Raw genomic sequence first — 21359 nt, 5'->3', positions numbered from 1 at the left:
TCCCTGATGAAACTCATGTTTGCATCGGATATTCACGGGTCGCTGCCCGCGACGGAACGCGTGCTGTCACGCTTTGTAGAAAGCGGTGCGCAGTGGCTGATAATCCTCGGTGATGTGCTCAACCACGGGCCGCGCAATGCGCTCCCGGAAGGCTACGCTCCGGCGCAGGTGGCGGAAAAACTGAACCAGTACGCGGATAAAATTATTGCGGTGCGCGGCAACTGCGACAGCGAAGTTGACCAGATGCTGCTTCACTTCCCGATAACGGCCCCCTGGCAGCAGGTGTTGCTGGAAAATACCCGTCTGTTTTTAACCCACGGACATCTTTTTGGCCCGGAGAATCTGCCGCCGCTCGCGACTGGCGATGTGCTGGTTTACGGTCATACTCATATTCCGGTGGCGGCATTACACGGGGATATCGTTCATTTCAATCCAGGGTCCGTCAGCATTCCGAAAGGGGGACATGCTCCCAGCTATGGCCTGCTGGATGAGAATCTCTTGAGCGTTATCGCACTTAATGATCAGCAAGTTATTGCGCAGGTCAGCATTAATCCGTAAGTTACACCTCAAAAGTCAAACGCGCCAAAAGAGCGCTTAACGAGAAGGGTTCCCGATGGTGGAGCAGAGTCATTTGGCAAGTACAGAGTGGGTAGACATTGTCAGCGAAGACAATGAAGTGATTGCACAGGCCAGCCGCGAGCAAATGCGGGCTGAACGTCTGCGCCATCGCGCCACCTACATCGTTGTTCACGACGGTATGGGCAAGATCCTGGTACAGCGACGTACTGAAACGAAAGACTTTATGCCAGGCATGCTTGACGCAACGGCAGGCGGCGTCGTTCAGGCCGATGAAATCCTGCTGGATTCCGCGCGTCGTGAAGCCGAAGAAGAGTTAGGCATCGCCGGTGTCCCCTTTGCCGAGCACGGTTTGTTCTACTTCGAGGACAAACATTGTCGCGTCTGGGGTGGCTTGTTTAGCTGCGTTTCCCACGGGCCATTCGCGCTTCAGGAAGAAGAGGTGAGCGAAGTGAGCTGGATGACGCCAGAAGAGATCACCGCCCGTTGCGATGAATTTACGCCGGACTCACTGAAAGCCCTGGCGCTGTGGATGAGCCGCAACGCCAAAAATGAATCCGCAAAACCTGAGAAGCAGGAGCAGGCTGAGTAAATCTCAGCAGCTTTCCCGCAAGCACAGACTGGAGGCGATCGGTTTCTGATCGCGCCAGTCGTCGCCATTTAAGCGCTCCAGCAGCGCACGTCCCGCTTCAACACCAATCTTGCGATGTGGCACCGCCATGGTCGTCAGCGGCGGCTGACAGACGCGGCTCACGTCGCTATCGCCAAAACCCACTACTGCCAAATCATCCGGCACTTTGATGCGTCTGCGCTGACATTCATACAGCACGCCGCACGCCAGCTCGTCAGAGACGCAGACCAGCGCATCCAGCTCAGGCCAGGCGAGTAAAAACTCCGGCAGCTGTGACGCCCCCGTCGAGAAGTTCGGCGGCAGCGCGGCGTTAATCACCCGATTGGGGGACATATGGTGGCGCAACATCGCTTTGTACCAACCCTGCAGGTGCTGCTGGAAAATCCACTGCTCCTGATTGGCGCACAACAGCCCGATATTCTGATAGCCGCGCTGAATCACCAGTTCGGTGAGTTCGTACATCGCCGCGACGTTGTCGATGCCGATATTCATATCCAGCGGGTCGGCGCGCATCGCGCCCATTTCCATCACCGGGATCGAGGCGTTTTTCAGCCAGTGGCGAACGGTATCCGTGTGTTCCGCGCTGAGTAAAATCGCCGCCGCAATGTTCGAGGCGAGCAGCGTTTCCAGCAATTTCTCTTCCTGCTCAGGCCGGTGCTGCGATTCTGCCAGCATAATCTGGTATCCGGCGGGCTGCAGGACCTGCTGCAATCCGGCAAACATATCGGAACAACCATCCTCTGCCAGATTGGGCACGACCATCGCAATGGTCCTGGACGATGCTGACGCCAGCGCGCTGGCCGCAAGATTGGGCATATAACCCAGCTCCTGCACCGCCGCTTCAATTTTTTCTCGTAGCTTATCGGAAACCTGCTCAGGCGTGCGCAATGCGCGGGACACCGTCATAGTACCCACTCCGGCAAGCTGCGCGACATCCGAGATAGTCACTTTGCCGGTACTACGTCGTTTTCGGGTTAGAGACATACAAATTCCTGGTGACCAGACGCGTTTTTCTTATCATCCTTCGCTTCACATGAATTTGAGTATACGCCTTAAATCCCTTTTTTTACTGTGATTTCCCGTGCGGATTCCAATTTGATAGCGCTATCACAATTCTGAATGTTCGAAATTGGTAGCGCTATCTTTGTGATCCGGATCGCAGCTATCCGCGATGGGCTTGCATAAAGTTTGTTCATCATTGACCTCAGGCGGGAGAAGAAAGTGCTCAAAAGCTGGATACATGATGCAACCATCACGCTGGAAGAGAGCGTTGAGGACTGGCCGCAGGCGCTGGAGCTGTGCGCCAGACCGCTGCTGGAGATGAACGTCATCTCCCCGGAGTATGTGACGGCGATTGTCGAACAGCATCATAAGTTAGGACCCTATTACGTGCTGGCACCAGGGCTGGCGATGCCGCATGCGCGGCCAGAAGAAGGGGCGAAAGGGCTTGGCCTCTCATTATTAAAACTGAAACAGGGAGTCGCATTTGGTGCCGGAGAGTTCGATCCGGTAGATATTATTATCATGCTGGCTGCACCCGATAAACACAGCCATATCGAAATGATCTCCGCGCTGGCCGAGTTATTTTCCAGCGATGAGGATTTGGCCGAACTGCATAACGTTAATACGCGGGAGGAAATAAAAGCCATTATCGAACGCTTCTGACGTTATTACCCATTCCGATTAATTGACTCATTACGCCGATGCGTGATGCGGACGTACTCTACTCAAAAAAGGCATAACAATGAAAATTATGGCGATTTGCGGCTCCGGCCTGGGCAGCAGTTTTATGGTCGAAATGAATATCAAAAAAGTCCTCAAGAAATTAAATATTGAAGCTGAGGTGGAGCACTCCGATCTCTCCTCGGCCACACCGGGAGCCGCTGACCTGTTCGTGATGGCAAAAGACATCGCCGCCAGCGCAAGCGTGCCGGAAAGCCAGCTGGTGGTGATCACCAACATTATCGATATCAATGAACTCGAAGCGCAGCTCAGCGCCTGGTTCGCGAAACAATAACCCTGTTGAGGCGAGGTGGATATGTTTATCCTTGAAACGCTGAATTTCGTTGTTGATATTTTAAAAGTCCCCTCAGTGCTGGTGGGATTAATTGCTTTAATTGGCCTGGTGGCGCAGAAAAAACCGTTTTCTGATGTAGTAAAAGGCACCATTAAAACCATTCTCGGTTTTATTGTGCTGGGCGGTGGTGCCACGGTGCTGGTGGGCTCGTTAAATCCCTTAGGCGGGATGTTTGAACACGCCTTTAGTATTCAGGGAATTATTCCGAATAACGAAGCGATTGTTTCGATTGCGCTGGAGAAATACGGCGCATCCACGGCGCTGATTATGGCCTTCGGGATGGTGGCGAATATTATTGTCGCCCGCTTTACGCGTCTGAAATACATCTTCCTCACCGGGCATCACACCTTTTATATGGCCTGTATGATCGGCGTGATCCTGACGGTGGCGGGTTTCGAAGGCATCGGCCTGGTCTTTACCGGCTCGCTGATTCTGGGCTTAATCATGGCGTTCTTCCCGGCGCTGGCGCAACGCTATATGAAGCGCATCACCGGCAATGACGACATTGCCTTTGGTCACTTTGGGACGCTGGGCTACGTGCTCTCCGGCTGGATCGGCAGCAAGTGCGGGAAAGGTTCGCGTTCTACTGAAGAGATGAACCTGCCGAAGAACTTAAGCTTCCTGCGCGACAGCTCAATTTCTATCTCGCTGACCATGATGATTATCTACCTGATCATGGCCGTCAGCGCCGGGCGCGAGTACGTAGAAGCCACCTTCAGCGGCGGCCAAAACTATCTGGTTTACGCCATCATCATGGCGATCACCTTCGCAGCGGGTGTGTTCATCATCCTGCAGGGCGTGCGCCTGATTCTGGCGGAGATCGTCCCGGCCTTCACCGGATTCTCCGAAAAACTGGTGCCGAATGCGCGTCCAGCCCTCGACTGCCCGGTGGTCTATCCCTATGCGCCTAACGCCGTGCTGATTGGCTTCCTGTTCAGCTTCCTCGGCGGGATCGTCGGGCTGTTCCTGTGCGGACAGTTTAGCTGGGTGCTGATCCTGCCGGGCGTGGTGCCGCACTTCTTCACCGGGGCAACCGCTGGCGTGTTCGGTAACGCAACGGGTGGGCGTCGCGGGGCGATGATCGGTGCCTTTGCCAACGGCCTGCTGATTACCTTCCTGCCGGTGATGCTGCTGCCGGTGCTGGGGGCGATTGGTTTCGCTAACACCACCTTCTCTGACGCCGATTTTGGCGCGGTGGGCATCGTGCTGGGCAACCTGGCGCGCTACCTGTCACCGTTTGCTATCACCGGCCTCGTCGTCGCGTTGTTTGCCGTGCTGGTGGCCTACAACCTGTTTGCTAAAAACAAAACTGCGGGCGGTAACGCGCAGGAAAACACCGGAGCCAAATCATGAATGTGAAAGAAGTGACCCGACTGGCGCGCGAGATCCGCGTGGAAACGCTCAAATCCTTAACGCAACTGGGGTTCGGACATTACGGCGGCAGTATGTCGGTAGTGGAAACCCTGGCGGTGCTCTACGGCGCGGTGATGAAAATCGACCCGGCCGATCCCGACTGGCCGGAGCGTGACTACTTCGTGCTCTCCAAGGGCCATGCGGGCCCGGCACTCTACAGTACGCTGGCGATTAAAGGCTATTTCCCGGTGGAAGAACTGAGCACCCTGAACCAGAACGGGACGCGGCTCCCAAGCCACCCGGATCGCCTGAAAACGCGCGGCGTGGATGCGACGACCGGCTCGCTCGGGCAGGGGATTTCGATTGCGGGCGGCATGGCGCTGTCACACAAGCTGGCGGGGCGTCCAAACCGGGTATTCTGCATCGTCGGTGACGGCGAGCTGAACGAGGGCCAGTGCTGGGAAGCCTTCCAGTTTATTGCCCATCACCGGCTGAACAATCTGACCATTTTTGTCGACTGGAACAAACAGCAGCTCGACGGTGAGCTGGACGAGATCATCTGCGCGTTCGACCTCGAAGGGAAATTCCGCGCCTTTGGCTTTGATGTGGTGACGGTCAAAGGAGATGACGTGGCCGGGCTGCTGGAGGCCGTTTCGCAGCCGCCTGCCGCCGAGGCCCGCCCACGGGTGGTGATCCTCGACAGCATCAAAGGGCAGGGCGTGCCGTATCTGGAGCAGTTAAGCAACTCCCACCACCTGCGACTGACGGATGACGTCAAAGCCGCGCTGAATGAGACGATTCGCCAACTGGAGGCCGCAAATGATTAAGGTTGCACCCGCAGGACAAAAAGACGCTATCGAGATGCGCAAAGTGTACGCCGGTTTCGTGGCCAGCCAGATTGAAGCCGGAAGCGAGATTATCGCCCTCGAAGCCGATCTGATGAGCTCAATGGCGATGGACGGCGTGGCGCGTGATTACCCGCAGCACGTGATCAACTGCGGCATTATGGAGGCCAACGTTATTGGCACGGCGGCGGGTTTATCGCTGACCGGACGCAGACCTTTTGTGCATACCTTTACGGCATTCGCCAGCCGTCGCTGCTTTGATCAGCTGTTTATGTCGCTGGATTATCAGCGCAATAACGTCAAAGTGATCGCCTCGGACGCGGGCGTCACGGCCTGTCACAACGGCGGCACCCATATGTCGTTTGAGGATATGGGGATTGTACGCGGTCTGGCGCATTCGGTGGTGCTGGAAGTCACCGATGCCGTGATGTTCGAGGACGTGCTGCGCCAGCTTATCGATCTCGACGGGTTCTACTGGGTGCGCACCATTCGTAAGCAGGCCCCGAGCGTCTATGCGCCAGGCTCCACGTTCACGATTGGCAAAGGCAACGTGCTGCGCGAGGGGAGTGATATTACTCTGATTGCCAACGGCATTATGGTGGCGGAAGCGCTGGAAGCGGCGCGCCAGCTCGAGCAGGAGGGGGTCAGCGCGGCGGTGATCGACATGTTTACCCTGAAACCTATCGACCGGATGCTGGTGAAAAACTACGCCGAGAAAACCGGGCGGATTGTCACCTGTGAGAATCACAGCATTCACAACGGATTAGGGTCTGCGGTGGCGGAAGTGCTGGTCGAAACGTGCCCGGTGCCGATGCGTCGCGTGGGGGTGAAGGAGCGCTACGGTCAGGTCGGGACGCAGGATTTCCTGCAAAAAGAGTATGGCCTGACGGCTCACGATATTGTCTCGGCGGCGCGAGAGCTGCTGTAAATAAAAAAGGCGACCATTTATTGGTCGCCTTTTTGTTGCCCGGTGGCGCTAACGCTTACCGGGCCTACGGTTTTGTAGGCCGGATAAGCGAAGCGCCATCCGGCAAAACCTTACTGCTGTTGCTGTGAAGACTGAATCGCGGTCAGAGCGATGGTGTAGACGATATCGTCTACCAGCGCGCCACGGGACAGGTCGTTCACCGGCTTGCGCATACCCTGCAGCATCGGCCCGATGGAGATCAGGTCGGCAGAACGCTGTACCGCTTTATAGGTGGTGTTACCGGTGTTCAGATCCGGGAAGATGAACACGGTAGCGCGACCTGCAACCGGAGAGTTCGGCGCTTTGGATTTCGCAACGTCAGCCATCACTGCGGCGTCGTACTGCAGCGGGCCATCGATCATCAGGTCAGGACGTTTTTCCTGCGCCAGACGGGTCGCTTCACGTACTTTCTCAACGTCGCTACCCTGGCCGGAGGTGCCGGTAGAGTAGGAGAGCATCGCCACGCGCGGTTCGATACCGAAGGCAATCGCGGAGTCCGCAGACTGAATAGCGATCTCAGCCAGTTGCTCAGCAGTTGGATCCGGGTTAATCGCACAGTCGCCGTAAACGTAAACCTGTTCAGGCAGCAGCATGAAGAACACAGAAGAGACCAGAGAGCTGCCTGGTGCAGTTTTGATCAGCTGCAGCGGTGGACGGATGGTGTTCGCGGTGGTGTGAACAGCACCAGAAACCAGGCCGTCAACTTCATCCTGCTCCAGCATCAGGGTACCCAGAACCACGTTGTCTTCCAGCTGTTCGCGGGCAACGGCTTCGGTCATGCCTTTGCTCTTACGCAGCTCAACCAGACGGGCAACATAGCTCTCGCGGACCACCTCTGGATCGACGATTTCGATACCCGAACCCAGTTCCACGCCCTGAGACGCGGCAACGCGGGTGATTTCATCCGGGTTACCCAGCAGCACGCAGGTCGCGATTCCGCGCTCTGCACAGATAGCGGCTGCTTTCACTGTACGTGGTTCGTCGCCTTCTGGCAGAACAACACGTTTACCGGCTTTACGCGCCAGCTCGGTCAGCTGGTAGCGGAAGGCTGGTGGAGACAGACGACGGCTACGCTCGGAGGTCGCAGTCAGAGACTCAACCCAGTCAGCGTTGATGTAGCTTGCAACGTATTCCTGAACTTTCTCGATACGCTCATGGTCATCAACCGGCACTTCCAGGTTGAAGCTCTGCAGGCTCAGGGAGGTCTGCCAGGTGTTGGTGTTCACCATGAACACTGGCAGGCCGGTGGCGAACGCACGTTCACACAGCTTGCCCACGCGAGGGTCCATTTCATAAGCGCCGGTCAGCAGGATTGCACCGATCTCAACGCCGTTCATCGCGGCCAGACAGGCTGCAACCAGCACGTCAGGACGGTCAGCGGAAGTGACCAGCAGGGAACCTGCGCGGAAATGTTCCAGCATGTGCGGAATGCTGCGCGCACAGAAGGTCACAGATTTTACGCGACGGGTGTTGATGTCGCCTTCGTTAACCACGGTCGCATTCAGGTGACGCGCCATGTCGATCGCACGGGTGGCGATCAGGTCGAAGCTCCATGGCACCGCGCCCAGAACTGGCAGCGGGCTGCTTGCGCTCAGCTGAGCCGGGTCCACTTTCACGACTTTCGCTTTGGAAGAGTCGTCGAAAATTTCAGACAGGTCAGGGCGGGTACGGCCTTGTTCATCAACCGGTGCGTTCAGTTTGTTAACGATAACGCCGGTGATGTTGGTGTTTTTCGCGCCGCCGAAGCTGCTGCGAGTCAGCTCAATACGCTCGTTCAGCTGTTCCGGGGTATCGGTACCCTGGGACATCACGAACACGATTTCAGCGTTCAGGGTTTTGGCGATTTCAAAGTTCAGAGACTGAGCAAACTGGTGTTTGCGCGTCGGAACCAGGCCTTCAACCAGCACCACTTCTGCGTCTTGCGCATTCGCGTGGAAATTGGCGATGATCTCTTCCATCAGCACATCGGACTGATTGCTGGAGAGCAGAGACTCAACGTGGCTCATTTTCAGCGGTTCAGCCGCTGGCAGACCGGAATTCGCACGCACGATGGCGGTGGTCTGGTCTGGCGCATCGCCACCGGCACGAGGCTGGGCGATAGGCTTAAAGACGCTCAGGCGAACGCCTTTGCGTTCCATAGCACGGATAACGCCAAGGCTGACGCTGGTCAGGCCGACGCTGGTTCCGGTAGGGATCAGCATAATAGTACGGGACACGGTTTATCCTCTTTTGGTTACCGCCGCATCGGGCGGGGTACAAAACAGCACCGCCAGCTAGGCTGGCGGTGTGGAATCAGGCAGTCAGACGGTTCGCGTCTTGCGCGATGACCAGCTCTTCGTTGGTTGGGATAACCAGAGCCGGGCGGGTGCCTTCTTTGTTGATGAAGCCAGACTTGCCGAAACGGGCAGCCAGGTTACGCTCGTGATCAACTTCAAAGCCCAGAACGCCCAGTTTGCCCAGGGACAGTTCACGAACCATTGCCGCGTTCTCACCGATACCGCCGGTGAAGATAACCGCATCCAGACGACCATCCATCAGCGCGGTGTAAGAACCGATGTATTTCGCCAGACGGTGGCAGTAAACGTCCATTGCACGTTTAGCGTCAGCTTTGGTGGTGTAGTTGTCTTCAACGTAACGGCAGTCGCTGGTGACTTCGGTCAGACCCAGCAGGCCAGACTCTTTGGTCAGCATTTTGTTGATCGCATCAACGCTCATGCCCAGGGTGTCGTGCAGGTGGAAGATAATCGCCGGGTCGATGTCACCGGAACGGGTACCCATCACCAGACCTTCCAGCGGGGTCAGACCCATAGAAGTATCAACACACTCGCCGTTGCGGATAGCGGAAACAGAACCACCGTTGCCCAGGTGGCAAGTGATGATGTTCAGCTCTTCAACAGGTTTGTTCAGAACCTTGGCCGCTTCCTGAGTAACGTAGAAGTGGCTGGTGCCGTGTGCGCCGTAGCGACGTACGCCGTGCTCTTTGTACAGGCTGTACGGCAGGGCATAGAGGTAGGACTCTTCCGGCATGGTCTGATGGAACGCGGTGTCGAAGACAGCGACGTTTTTGTCTTTCAGATTCGGGAAGGATTTCAGCGCTTCCGCGATGCCGATCAGGTGCGCAGGGTTGTGCAGCGGTGCAAAAGAGGCTGCATCTTTGATACCCTGAATCACGGATTCGTCGATCACTACAGAGCCGGTGTACTTCTCGCCGCCGTGAACAACACGGTGACCGATTGCAGTCAGCTGAGCAGACAGTTCTGGTTTTTGTGCCAGAATAGTGTTAACGATAAAGTTCAGCGCTTCACTGTGAGCGGCGCCTGCACCTAAAGCCGCTTCTTGTTTGCTGCCGTCCATTTTCCACTTAAGACGTGCTTCAGGAAGATGGAAACATTCGGCCAAACCAGAGAGGTACTCTTCACCGTTGAGCGCATCGATGATGGCGAATTTCAGTGAGGAGCTACCGCAGTTCAGAACCAGTACTAACTTACTCGACATGGAAGTACCTATTATTGATACGTGGCTAAAAAAACGTCAGTGAGTCTCGTAGCGTAGCGCAAGATGACCCAGACATTTATGATTAACATCATGCCAAACGAACATTCTGGCAGGATGAAAGAAATCCATATGATTTTATGCCATTTTGAACGATTTTCAGACAATGGCATAATATGCGATAATTTGACGAGTTAACGATTCTCGTCTAAGGCCCAATCAGGCTGGCACAGAATACCCGATACTGGGTAGCGATGACAAAATATTTTGAACGTTGTCATAGCTTGTTGTGGATTTGCACGAAAATTTTAATTTTTATATGTGAAGTTGAGGTACAGCCATGTCGACACCAGAGAACCCCTCCGTGAGCTTCTTTAGCCTGTTTCGTCGGGGCCAGCATTACGCAAAGACGTGGCCCCTGGAAAAGCGCCTTGCCCCGGTGTTTATCGATAACCGCGTCATCCGCATCACCCGCTATGCGATCCGCTTTATGCCGCCGATTGCCGTCTTTACCCTGTGCTGGCAAATTGCCCTCGGCGGCCAGCTTGGCCCGGCCGTCGCGACGGCGCTATTTGCGTTAACACTTCCGATGCAAGGACTGTGGTGGCTGGGCAAACGTTCTGTCACACCGCTGCCACCTACTATTTTACACTGGTTTTATGAAGTGCGCGGGAAACTTCAGGAAGCCGGTCAGGCGCTGGCCCCGGTGGAAGGTAAGCCGGATTACCAGGCGCTGGCCGACACGCTCAAGCGCGCTTTTAAGCAACTTGATAAAACATTCCTTGATGACTTGTGATTGATCATCGAAACGGTCACGAAAAGAAGGCACAGTAACAATCAGTTACCGTGTCTTTTTTTTGAGTGCAACGCGCAACAGGAGTCGAAAGATGGAAATGACCAACGCTCAACGTCTGATTTTGTCCAATCAGTACAAGATGATGACTATGCTTGATCCCGACAACGCTGAGCGCTATCGCCGCTTGCAGACTATCGTCGAACGTGGCTTTGGCTTGCAGATGCGCGAGCTGGATCGTGAATTTGGTGAACTGAAAGAAGAGACGTGCCGCACCGTCATCGACATCATGGAGATGTACCACGCGCTGCATGTTTCCTGGACCAATCTGAAAGATGCTCAAACCATCGATGAGCGTCGCGTAACCTTCCTTGGTTTTGACGTGGCGACCGAATCCCGCTACCTGAGCTATGTTCGCTTTATGGTGAACACCGAAGGGCGCTACACCCATTTTGATGCCGGTACTCATGGCTTCAACTCCCAGACGCCGATGTGGGAAAAATATCAGCGTATGTTAAGCGCGTGGCACGCCTGCCCGCGTCAGTACCATTTAAGCAGCAACGAGATTCAGCAAATTATTAACGCCTGAGGGGGTGAGTGTGCAGTGTAAAGGTTTTCTGTTTGATCTGGACGGTACGCTGGTGGATTCGCTGCCGGTTGTCGAGCGCTCGTGGTGCCATTGGGCCGACAGGCATGGCATCGACCATCAGGACGTGTTGAATTTCATCCATGGCAAACAGGCCATTACCTCTTTACGCCACTTCTTATCCGGAAGAACCGAAGAGGAGATTCAGGCGGAGTTCAAATATCTGGAGCAAATTGAAGCTCAGGATGTCGAGGGTATTGCGGCACTCCCGGGCGCGCTTGAGCTGCTCCAGCATCTGAACGAAGCGCAGATCCCATGGGCGATCGTGACCTCGGGTTCAATTCCCGTCGCTCATGCCCGCCACAAGGCCGCAGGCCTGCCGATGCCCGAAGTGTTCGTCACCGCTGAACGTGTGAAGCGCGGTAAACCGGAGCCGGATGCGTTTTTATTAGGCGCGGAACTGCTGGGCATTCATCCGAAGGATTGCGTGGTGGTCGAAGACGCCGCCGCCGGTGTGCTGGCAGGGCTCAACGCCGGTAGCCACGTGATTGCCGTGAATGTCCCGGCCGGTTCGCCCCGGCTCGACGAAGTGGATTTCGCGCTCACGTCGCTTGCCGCGCTCTCGGTCCACAAGGGATCGGACGGAAATGTTACCGTCTCCCTGAAAATGTAAACCCATGATTTGGCCCCACATTGTTGGGGCCTTTTTATGGCAAAATTTCCCTCCCTTTCCCTGACAAGGATATGTTGTGAACGGTGAACTGATTTGGGTGCTGAGCCTTCTTGCTATCGCCATCATTCTCTTTGCAACCGGCAAAGTGCGCATGGACGCCGTTGCTCTGCTGGTTATCGTCGCGTTTGTTCTGAGCGGTACCTTAACGCTCTCCGAAGCCTTCTCCGGTTTTAGCGATCCGAACGTCATTTTGATTGCCGCGCTGTTTATCATCGGCGACGGGCTGGTGCGCACCGGCGTCGCCACGGTGATGGGCTCCTGGCTGGTGAAAGTGGCGGGCAGCAGCGAAACCAAAATGCTCATCTACCTGATGCTGACGGTCGCCGGGCTGGGTGCTTTTATGAGCTCCACCGGCGTGGTGGCGATCTTTATTCCGGTGGTGTTAAGCGTCTCAATGCGCATGCAGACCTCACCGTCGCGGTTGATGATGCCGCTGAGTTTCGCCGGGCTGATTAGCGGCATGATGACTCTTGTCGCGACGCCACCAAACCTGGTGGTGAACAGCGAACTGCTGCGCGAAGGCTATGCCGGGTTTAGCTTCTTCAGCGTGACGCCGATTGGCCTGGTCGTGCTGGTGCTCGGCGTGATTTACATGCTTCTGACCCGCTTTGCGCTGAAGGGCGATACGCAACACAAAAAAGGCGACGGCTGGCGTCGGCGCACTTTCCGCGATCTGATCAAAGAGTATCGCCTCACCGGGCGCGCGCGTCGCCTGGCGATCCGCCCCGGCTCACCGCTAATTGGTCAGCGTCTGGACGATCTCAAACTGCGCGAACGCTACGGCGCGAATATCATTGGCGTCGAGCGCTGGCGGCGGTTCCGTCGCGTGATTGTGAATGTGAATGGGGTGTCTGAGTTCCGCGCCCGCGACGTCCTGCTGATTGATATGTCGACGGCGGACGTGGATCTGCGTGAGTTCTGCACTGAACAACTGCTGGAGCCGATGGTGCTGCGCGGCGAGTATTTCTCCGACCAGGCGCTGGACGTGGGGATGGCGGAGGTCTCGCTGATCCCTGAGTCGGAACTGCTGGGCAAAACCGTGCGTGAAATCGGGTTCCGTACCCGCTACGGACTGAACGTCGTCGGTCTGAAACGCGACGGCGTTGCGATGGAAGGGGCGGTAGTGGATGAGCCGCTGCAGCTGGGCGATATCTTCCTGGTGGTCGGCAACTGGAAGCTTATCAGCCAACTCGGGCAAAAAGGGCGCGATTTTGTGGTGCTCAATATGCCTGTCGAAGAGAGCGACGCCTCACCCGCCCACAGTCAGGCTCCGCACGCCATATTCTGTCTGGTGCTGATGGTCGCCCTGATGCTCACCGACGAAATTCCTAACCCCATCGCGGCGATTATTGCCTGCCTGCTGATGGGCAAATTCCGCTGCATCGACGCCGAGAGCGCCTACAAAGCCATTCACTGGCCGAGCATTATTCTGATCGTCGGTATGATGCCGTTCGCGCTGGCGCTGCAAAAAACAGGCGGTGTGGATCTGGTGGTGAAAGGGCTGATGGACGTCGGCGGGGGCTATGGCCCGTACATGATGCTGATTTGTCTGTTCGTGATGTGCGCCACCATCGGGTTGTTTATCTCCAATACCGCGACGGCGGTGCTGATGGCACCTATTGCGCTGGCGATGGCGAAGTCGATGGGCGTGTCGCCGTATCCGTTTGCGATGATGGTCGCAATGGCGGCGTCAGCGGCGTTTATGACGCCAGTTTCGTCACCGGTGAATACGCTGGTGCTGGGGCCGGGGAACTATCAATTCAGCGATTTCGTGAAGCTCGGGGTGCCGTTCACCATTCTGGTGATGCTGGTTTGCGTGGTGCTGATTCCGGTGCTGTTCCCGTTTTGACATCGTTGTTGGCATCCCGTTAAGGGTTTTGTAGGCCCGGCAAGCGTAGCGCCGCCGGGCACAACGGACGACTAAAGAGGTGAATCCTGGCTAATCTCATCCAGCGACAGATGGAAGCTCGGCACAAACACCTGCATAAAGTAATCCATCTCTTCGCTGCGGCGTGATTCGAGGGTTTTTTCCAGTCGCGTTTTCGCCAGTAAAAACTCGTTGTTTCCGGCGGACAACTCTTCGAGGCACTTGAGATAGGCGCACAGGGCATCGGCCTGTTTCACCAGCAATCTTTCCTCTTCTGTGCACTGATGCTCATCGATCAGCGGCGCAAAAATATCCCGCAGCTCTTCTGGCACCATATCCACCAGTTTCTGCTGGGCGATCTTCTCGATAGCCTTATATTCCTGGGCAATCTGCGAATTGAAATATTTCACCGGTGTCGGCAGATCGCCGGTTAATACTTCGGAGGCGTCGTGGTACATCGCCAGCAGGGCGATGCGTTCGGCATTGACGTTACCGTTGAATTTGCGGTTTTTTATGGCGGCCAGGGCGTGAGCAACCATCGCCACCTGCAAACTGTGTTCCGACACGTTTTCGGTGCGCACGTTGCGCATCAGCGGCCAGCGGTTAATGAGTTTCAGGCGGGAGAGATGGGCGAAGAAATGACTTTGACTCATAGAATACCTTTTGTCTTGCACTGCGACAGCGTTCATTGTGCGGCGAGGGGAGGCAAGATGCAAATCAGGCTGCCAGTGGCAGCCTGATGGGAGGTTACTGATGATAACCGGAGAGGAAGCGTCCGAACCGGCTAATCGCCATTTCCAGGTCATCCTCACGCGGCAGGGTGACGATACGCACGTGGTCCGGCCATGGCCAGTTAAACGCGGTTCCCTGAACCAGCAGCACTTTTTCCTGCAGCAGGAAATCGAGCACCATCTTCTGGTCATCGTGAATATTGAAACGTTTAGCGTCAATTTTCGGGAACATGTAGAGTGCGCCGTTAGGCTTCACGCAGGAGACGCCAGGAATATCGTTGATCAGCTCCCATGCGCGGTTACGCTGCTCGTACAGGCGACCGCCGGGCACGATAAATTCGCTGATGCTCTGATAGCCGCCGAGCGCCGTTTGAATCGCATGCTGCGCCGGAACGTTGGCGCACAGGCGCATCGAGGCCAGCATTTCCAGCCCTTCGATGTAGCCCTTAGCGTGCTTTTTCGGGCCGTTCAGAACCATCCAGCCCTGACGGAAACCGGCCACGCGGTAGGTTTTCGACAGGCCGTTAAAGGTGACGGTCAGCAGATCCGGAGCCAGCGTCGCAATCGAGTGGTGCTGCGCTGCGTCGTAGAGGATCTTGTCGTAAATCTCATCGGCGAAGATGATCAGGTTGTGCTGACGGGCGATCTCCACGATCTCCATCAACAGCTCTTTGGAGTAGACCGCACCCGTCGGGTTGTTCGGGTTGATAATCACGATACCGCGCGTGCGCGGGGTGATTTTGGCGCGGATATCGTCGAGATCCGGGAACCAGTCGGCGGATTCGTCGCACAGATAGTGCACCGCTTTGCCGCTGGAGAGGGAAACGGCCGCTGTCCACAGCGGATAATCCGGCGCAGGCACCAGCATCTCATCGCCGCTGTTCAGCAGGGCTTGCATCGCCTGCACGATCAGTTCGGAAACGCCGTTACCAATATAGATATCTTCAACGGTGACATCGCGCATCCCACGGGCCTGATAGTGCTGCATGATGGCCTTACGGGCGGAGTAGAGTCCTTTTGAATCACAGTAGCCTTGCGCAGTGGGCAGGTTACGGATCACATCCACCAGGATTTCGTCCGGCGCGTCAAAACCAAAGGGCGCAGGGTTGCCAATGTTGAGTTTCAGGACCTTGTTACCTTCCTCTTCCAGGCGCTTTGCCTCTTTGAGAACCGGACCGCGGATGTCGTAACAGACGTTATCTAATTTGCTGGATTTTTCGATAGGGGACATGAATCGTTGACCTTTTAGCTGTTGTTGCCACTCCCTGCCGTGGAAGTCAGCACGGAACAATGTACTCCCACCGCGCTGCGTTTTGAAGGGTGTACAGAAGAAGATTTTGCCGGGATGCGAAAATAAGACGTAATCTATTTATCTGCCAGCAGGGTAGTTTGGTCGTTTAAAGCATTGCGTTAGCAGGTAAGTGCAGTTTATTATCGCGTTTGCGGCGGTTTTTAATGTATTTTACCCTGCTAAAAACCGCTCTCTTGTAGGGAAACGATGAGATTGCAATGATTTCCTCGGGTGACCTTTCGTAAAACCGGAATGCTTCTTAATATCTTTGCTCAATGGGGGAATTGGTCAAAGGTTGCGCGTGTGAAAATAATGTTAAGCATTATTAATGGATAAAGCTAATCTAAATTAATGTTTATATATTATTGAGGCCGAAATCTTAACTTTCGTTAATTTTAATAAAATTAGTTTAGCCGTTAATCAACATCGATTAATCATTAATGGTGCAATAATACTTATAAATAAAGTGGATTTGGGTTAAGATGTTGTCTCAGGAAAAGAGAGGAATGTTTACAATAACGTGTATTTCCTCCTGTTTTTCCTGAATTAGTTGATTGTTATTGTTAGAATTATCTCTACTATACTGGATAGGCAACACCTTTACTGCTGTGCCCGTGTTGCGTGAAAAAAGGTGATGATGTGTAGTTTCTTTAATGGAATTTACCTAAATCAGCAAAACCTAAAAATATCCTGAACATTTAAGAGAATAAAAATATCGTCATGGAACGTTGTTTCTGACTTCTGCTATACACCAGCCAATAACTATCTGTCATGTAGTCTGCCGGTCGGGCAGCTCCGCACGAGCAACTTGTAAGTGAATAGATATGATAAATGCAAATCGTCCGATAATGAATCTCGACCTCGATCTGCTGAGAACCTTTGTTGCGGTCGCTGATCTCAATACGTTTGCCGCCGCCGCAGCCGCTGTTTGCCGTACCCAGTCGGCGGTGAGCCAACAAATGCAGCGACTCGAGCAGCTGGTGGGCAAAGAGCTCTTTGCACGCCATGGTCGTAATAAGCTCTTAACCGAGCACGGGATCCAGTTACTGGGTTACGCAAGGAAGATTCTGCGCTTCAATGATGAAGCATGTATGTCATTAATGTTTAGCAATCTTCAGGGCGTTTTAACGTTAGGCGCTTCTGATGAATCCGCTGATACGATATTGCCGTTTTTACTTAATCGCATCAGTTCGGTTTATCCGAAGCTTGCGCTGGATGTCAGCGTCAAACGAAATGCCTTCATGATTGATATGCTGAAAGACCATGAAGTTGATCTGGTTGTGACAACGCACCGCCCTGGGCAATTTGATTGCCTGACGCTGCGCACGTCGCCGACGCACTGGTATTGCGCGGCGGAATATGTGCTGCAAAAAGGTGAGCCTATTCCGCTGGTGTTGCTGGACGATCCCAGCCCGTTCCGCGATATGGTGTTGTCCGCGCTGAATGAAGCCAATATTCCGTGGCGCTTAGCCTATGTGGCTTCCACGCTGCCTGCGGTTCGCGCCGCCGTGAAAGCGGGACTTGGCGTGACCGCTCGTCCTGTTGAGATGATGAGCCCGGATTTGCGCGTTTTAGGCAAATCTGACGGATTACCGTCATTACCTGACACGGAGTATCTGCTGTGCCATAACCCGGGCAGCAATAATGAGCTGGCAAAAATCGTCTTTGAAGCGATGGTGAGCTACCACAATCCGTGGCAATTCGAGAATGTTACTCCCGAAGGGGGGGGCGATTCCCTGGTGGTTGAAGGGGATTTTGAGTGATCAGGCTCTAATAATCTCGTAACAATTTGTAAGTGTAAAAAAGAACCACTCGTGCGGATTTTTCGCGGAGTGGTTTTTTTTTGACAAAAATATCGTCATTATCTTTAGGGATATTTTAAAAAGTGTTTAATTATCATAGTAATGAGTATATTTGCTCGATTTTTAAACGTTTCGCGTTTTGTTATTCTGTTTGCAGTGTTGATGTTAAAAAACCAGCAAAAATGTTGCCGTTTTTTGGATTGGATTAACAAAAGCGTGTCTCAGATCAAGAAAATACTCCTATTTGGGGGGAGGAATCAGCAGCAAATCCTGTCAAAATAGGGGGGTAATATTTCTTTTACTTCAAAACGGACACGATTCAACACCATGCGGTTGACGTAAAGTCATCGACCCACCAGGGTTAAAGGGCATGAAATGTTAATGAGAATCGATCTATGTGATTTAATGTGAAGAAACCTTTGTTAAAGTTGACAAAAGGTTATAGAAAGGAGTAAAAAACCACATCATTTTGCTGTCTATGTCTCATTTCTGACAGTCGGTGTAAGGTTATTTGTTCCTCCCCATGAATCGATGTGATGTCCATCTGCCAGCAAGAGCAGAGCTGTAGATATCACTTTTGATGAGTAAGCAATGAGTATGTCAACATCCACAGAAGTCGTCGCTCATCATTGGGCATTCGCAATCTTTCTTATCGTTGCCATAGGCCTGTGCTGCCTGATGTTAGTCGGTGGCTGGTTCCTGGGCGGTCGCGCCCGCGCAAGGCACAAAAACACCCCATTTGAATCGGGTATCGATTCGGTAGGTACCGCTCGCTTACGCCTGTCCGCCAAGTTCTATCTGGTGGCCATGTTCTTCGTCATCTTCGACGTTGAAGCGCTCTACCTGTTCGCATGGTCAACTTCAATCCGCGAAAGTGGATGGATTGGCTTTGTCGAAGCCGCAATTTTCATTTTAGTGCTACTGGCCGGTCTGGTTTACCTGGTGCGCATCGGCGCGCTGGACTGGACACCTGTGCGTTCACGCCGTGAACTGGTTAACCCGGAAAACAGTAACTCTAATCGTCAGCAGTAACAGCGAGGCAATAAGATGGATTATACGCTCACCCGCATAGATCCTAACGGTGAGAATGACCGTTACCCCCTGCAAAAACAGGAGATCGTAACCGACCCCCTGGAGCAAGAAGTCAACAAAAGCGTGTACATGGGCAAGCTCGAACATGCCATGCACGATATGGTCAACTGGGGTCGTAAGAACTCCATCTGGCCATACAACTTTGGTCTTTCTTGCTGCTACGTTGAAATGGTGACGTCATTCACTGCGGTGCATGACGTTGCGCGTTTTGGTGCCGAGGTACTGCGTGCATCACCTCGTCAGGCTGACCTGATGGTGGTAGCGGGAACCTGCTTCACCAAAATGGCGCCCGTCATTCAGCGTCTTTACGACCAGATGCTCGAGCCGAAATGGGTTATTTCCATGGGGGCTTGTGCAAACTCGGGCGGTATGTACGACATTTATTCCGTAGTGCAAGGCGTCGATAAGTTTATCCCGGTGGATGTTTACATCCCTGGCTGCCCGCCGCGTCCGGAAGCTTACATGCAGGCGCTGATGCTGCTGCAGGAGTCGATCGGCAAAGAGCGCCGTCCGCTTTCCTGGGTGGTTGGCGACCAGGGCGTGTACCGCGCCAATATGCAGTCTGAGCGCGAGCGTAAACGCGGAGAACGTATTGCAGTGACCAATCTGCGTACGCCTGACGAAATTTAATTTGCGCCTGTAGGCCTGGAGAAAAACCTTCGCATATCACTATACAAATAGCGCGAAGCCAGGCTTAACAGTCACCACGGACCATTTGCAATGGTGAACAATATGACCGACTTAACCGCGCAAGATGCCGCATGGCAAACCCGGGATCATCTCGATGACCCGGTCATCGGCGAACTGCGCAACCGTTTTGGGCCGGATGCCTTTACTGTTCAGGCCACCCGCACCGGGGTACCCGTTGTTTGGGTCAAGCGTGAACAATTGCTGGAAGCAGTCGATTTCTTAAAGAAATTACCTAAACCTTACGTCATGCTGTTTGACTTACACGGCATGGATGAGCGTCTGCGCACCCACCGTCACGGTTTACCCGCGGCGGATTTTTCCGTTTTCTACCACCTGATCTCAATAGACCGCAATCGGGATATCATGCTCAAGGTGGCATTGTCTGAAAACGACATGCATCTGCCGACGATCACCAAACTTTTCCCGAACGCGAACTGGTACGAGCGCGAAACCTGGGAAATGTTCGGCATGACCTTCGATGGCCACCCGCACCTGACGCGCATCATGATGCCGCAGACCTGGACCGGCCACCCGCTGCGTAAAGACTACCCGGCGCGCGCCACCGAATTCGACCCGTTTGAGCTGACCAAAGCCAAACAGGATCTGGAGATGGAAGCGCTGACTTTCAAGCCGGAAGACTGGGGCATGAAGCGTGGCACCGACAATGAGGACTTCATGTTCCTCAACCTCGGTCCAAACCACCCGTCTGCGCACGGTGCATTCCGTATTATTCTTCAGCTCGACGGCGAAGAGATTGTCGACTGCGTTCCTGACGTCGGTTACCACCACCGTGGTGCTGAGAAGATGGGCGAGCGCCAGTCCTGGCACAGCTACATTCCGTACACCGACCGTATCGAGTACCTCGGCGGCTGCGTGAACGAAATGCCTTATGTGCTGGCCGTAGAGAAACTGGCCGGTATCAAAGTGCCTGAACGCGTTGATGTTATCCGCGTCATGCTCTCTGAACTGTTCCGTATCAACAGCCACTTGCTCTATATCTCCACGTTCATTCAGGACGTTGGGGCGATGACGCCGGTGTTCTTCGCGTTTACCGACCGTCAGAAAATTTACGATCTGGTTGAAGCCATCACCGGTTTCCGTATGCACCCGGCCTGGTTCCGTATCGGCGGTGTGGCACACGACTTGCCGCGTGGATGGGATCGCCTGCTGCGTGAATTCCTCGACTGGATGCCGAAGCGTCTGGCCTCTTATGAGAAAGCCGCGCTGCGCAACACCATTCTGATTGGCCGTTCCAAAGGCGTGGCCGCTTACGGCGCGAAAGAAGCGCTGGAGTGGGGCACCACCGGTGCTGGCCTGCGTGCGACCGGTATTGATTTCGACGTGCGTAAAGCCCGTCCATACTCTGGCTACGAAAACTTCGACTTCGAAGTCCCGGTTGGCGGCGGTGTATCCGACTGCTACACCCGCGTGATGCTGAAAGTGGAAGAGCTGCGCCAGAGTCTGCGCATCCTTGAGCAGTGCCTCAACAACATGCCGGAAGGCCCGTTCAAAGCGGATCACCCGCTGACGACGCCGCCACCGAAAGAGCGCACGCTGCAACATATCGAAACCCTGATCACCCACTTCCTGCAGGTTTCATGGGGCCCGGTCATGCCAGCCCAGGAATCCTTCCAGATGGTGGAAGCGACCAAGGGTATTAACAGTTACTACCTGACCAGTGACGGCAGCACCATGAGCTACCGTACGCGTATTCGTACGCCGAGCTTTGCGCACCTGCAGCAGATCCCGTCCGCCATTCGCGGCAGTCTGGTCTCCGACCTGATTGTGTATCTGGGTAGTATCGATTTTGTTATGTCAGATGTGGACCGCTAA

20 protein-coding genes are annotated in these 21359 nt (G+C 54.4%); 15 read left to right on the top strand and 5 right to left on the bottom strand.

The window, feature by feature from the left end; translation table 11 throughout:
* Nucleotides 1-6: 6 nt before the first annotated feature.
* Together yfcE and yfcD are read left to right on the top strand one after the other, a co-directional pair.
* On the top strand, nucleotides 7-558 hold the full coding sequence (yfcE, locus tag U9O48_RS15535) for a phosphodiesterase (protein ID WP_285146786.1): 552 nt from the start codon (nucleotides 7-9) through the stop codon (nucleotides 556-558).
* 55 nt (nucleotides 559-613) lie between these two features.
* A complete protein-coding gene (gene yfcD / locus U9O48_RS15530; RefSeq protein WP_282493656.1) occupies nucleotides 614-1168 on the top strand; it encodes an NUDIX hydrolase YfcD in 555 nt (184 codons plus the stop codon).
* 3 nt (nucleotides 1169-1171) lie between these two features.
* Here yfcD and U9O48_RS15525 read toward each other — a convergent pair whose 3' ends face one another.
* Nucleotides 1172-2191, bottom strand: coding sequence for a LacI family DNA-binding transcriptional regulator (locus U9O48_RS15525; protein ID WP_282493655.1), 1020 nt, complete (start codon nucleotides 2189-2191; stop codon nucleotides 1172-1174).
* A 237-nt stretch (nucleotides 2192-2428) separates the two neighbouring features.
* On the opposite strand from U9O48_RS15525, the gene U9O48_RS15520 reads away from it, so the two are divergent.
* The 5 genes from U9O48_RS15520 to U9O48_RS15500 all read left to right on the top strand — a co-directional run bounded on the left by U9O48_RS15520 (nucleotide 2429) and on the right by U9O48_RS15500 (nucleotide 6410).
* Nucleotides 2429-2872: a PTS sugar transporter subunit IIA gene (locus tag U9O48_RS15520; RefSeq protein ID WP_282493654.1), complete on the top strand. Its 444-nt coding sequence runs from the start codon at nucleotides 2429-2431 to the stop codon at nucleotides 2870-2872.
* Between the two features lie 79 nt (nucleotides 2873-2951).
* The gene (locus U9O48_RS15515; RefSeq protein WP_095282763.1) at nucleotides 2952-3224 is read left to right on the top strand and encodes a PTS sugar transporter subunit IIB; all 273 of its coding nucleotides are present in this window, start codon (nucleotides 2952-2954) and stop codon (nucleotides 3222-3224) included.
* A 21-nt stretch (nucleotides 3225-3245) separates the two neighbouring features.
* Nucleotides 3246-4637 (top strand): PTS ascorbate transporter subunit IIC, encoded by a 1392-nt coding sequence (locus tag U9O48_RS15510; RefSeq protein WP_282493650.1) that lies wholly within the window; start codon nucleotides 3246-3248, stop codon nucleotides 4635-4637.
* Complete coding sequence (locus tag U9O48_RS15505) at nucleotides 4634-5464, top strand: transketolase (protein ID WP_285146783.1); 831 nt, start codon at nucleotides 4634-4636, stop codon at nucleotides 5462-5464. The genes U9O48_RS15510 and U9O48_RS15505 overlap by 4 nt, the downstream gene beginning before the upstream one ends.
* On the top strand, nucleotides 5457-6410 hold the full coding sequence (locus tag U9O48_RS15500; protein ID WP_285146781.1) for a transketolase family protein: 954 nt from the start codon (nucleotides 5457-5459) through the stop codon (nucleotides 6408-6410). Before U9O48_RS15505 ends, U9O48_RS15500 begins: the two co-directional genes overlap by 8 nt.
* 110 nt (nucleotides 6411-6520) lie before the next feature.
* Here U9O48_RS15500 and pta read toward each other — a convergent pair whose 3' ends face one another.
* Both pta and ackA read right to left on the bottom strand, forming a co-directional pair.
* On the bottom strand, nucleotides 6521-8665 hold the full coding sequence (gene pta / locus U9O48_RS15495; RefSeq protein WP_324722769.1) for a phosphate acetyltransferase: 2145 nt from the start codon (nucleotides 8663-8665) through the stop codon (nucleotides 6521-6523).
* Between the two features lie 76 nt (nucleotides 8666-8741).
* Complete coding sequence (gene ackA / locus U9O48_RS15490) at nucleotides 8742-9944, bottom strand: acetate kinase (protein ID WP_282493647.1); 1203 nt, start codon at nucleotides 9942-9944, stop codon at nucleotides 8742-8744.
* A gap of 337 nt (nucleotides 9945-10281) precedes the next feature.
* Here ackA and yfbV point away from each other — a divergent pair, with 337 nt between their 5' ends.
* From yfbV to U9O48_RS15470, 4 genes are all read left to right on the top strand, one after another.
* Entirely contained in the window at nucleotides 10282-10737 is a 456-nt protein-coding gene (yfbV, locus tag U9O48_RS15485; RefSeq protein WP_282493646.1) for a terminus macrodomain insulation protein YfbV, read from the top strand.
* Nucleotides 10738-10828: 91 nt separating this feature from the next.
* Nucleotides 10829-11323, top strand: coding sequence for a YfbU family protein (locus U9O48_RS15480; protein WP_095282756.1), 495 nt, complete (start codon nucleotides 10829-10831; stop codon nucleotides 11321-11323).
* A gap of 10 nt (nucleotides 11324-11333) precedes the next feature.
* Complete coding sequence (locus U9O48_RS15475) at nucleotides 11334-11993, top strand: sugar phosphatase (protein ID WP_324722768.1); 660 nt, start codon at nucleotides 11334-11336, stop codon at nucleotides 11991-11993.
* A gap of 76 nt (nucleotides 11994-12069) precedes the next feature.
* Nucleotides 12070-13902 (top strand): SLC13 family permease, encoded by a 1833-nt coding sequence (locus tag U9O48_RS15470; protein WP_282493644.1) that lies wholly within the window; start codon nucleotides 12070-12072, stop codon nucleotides 13900-13902.
* Between the two features lie 71 nt (nucleotides 13903-13973).
* Here U9O48_RS15470 and yfbR read toward each other — a convergent pair whose 3' ends face one another.
* The gene (yfbR, locus tag U9O48_RS15465) at nucleotides 13974-14573 is read right to left on the bottom strand and encodes a 5'-deoxynucleotidase (RefSeq protein ID WP_285146777.1); all 600 of its coding nucleotides are present in this window, start codon (nucleotides 14571-14573) and stop codon (nucleotides 13974-13976) included.
* Between the two features lie 94 nt (nucleotides 14574-14667).
* The gene (gene alaA / locus U9O48_RS15460; protein WP_095282753.1) at nucleotides 14668-15882 is read right to left on the bottom strand and encodes an alanine transaminase AlaA; all 1215 of its coding nucleotides are present in this window, start codon (nucleotides 15880-15882) and stop codon (nucleotides 14668-14670) included.
* Between the two features lie 884 nt (nucleotides 15883-16766).
* Here alaA and lrhA point away from each other — a divergent pair.
* From lrhA to nuoC, 4 genes are all read left to right on the top strand, one after another.
* Nucleotides 16767-17705 carry a transcriptional regulator LrhA gene (gene lrhA, locus U9O48_RS15455; RefSeq protein ID WP_282493642.1) on the top strand — a complete coding sequence of 313 codons (939 nt, stop codon included), beginning with the start codon at nucleotides 16767-16769 and terminating at the stop codon, nucleotides 17703-17705.
* Nucleotides 17706-18335: 630 nt separating this feature from the next.
* On the top strand, nucleotides 18336-18776 hold the full coding sequence (nuoA, locus tag U9O48_RS15450; RefSeq protein ID WP_282493641.1) for an NADH-quinone oxidoreductase subunit NuoA: 441 nt from the start codon (nucleotides 18336-18338) through the stop codon (nucleotides 18774-18776).
* 15 nt (nucleotides 18777-18791) lie between these two features.
* Nucleotides 18792-19466, top strand: coding sequence for an NADH-quinone oxidoreductase subunit NuoB (nuoB, locus tag U9O48_RS15445; RefSeq protein ID WP_003861482.1), 675 nt, complete (start codon nucleotides 18792-18794; stop codon nucleotides 19464-19466).
* Between the two features lie 90 nt (nucleotides 19467-19556).
* Nucleotides 19557-21359 (top strand): NADH-quinone oxidoreductase subunit C/D, encoded by a 1803-nt coding sequence (gene nuoC, locus U9O48_RS15440; protein WP_282493640.1) that lies wholly within the window; start codon nucleotides 19557-19559, stop codon nucleotides 21357-21359.

Origin of the sequence: Lelliottia sp. JS-SCA-14, from assembly GCF_035593345.1 — a bacterium.
GTDB classification, from domain to species: Bacteria; Pseudomonadota; Gammaproteobacteria; order Enterobacterales; family Enterobacteriaceae; genus Enterobacter; species Enterobacter wanjuensis.
The sequence above is the reverse complement of the archived record's forward strand: the minus strand, read 5'-3'. Positions and strand labels throughout refer to the sequence as shown.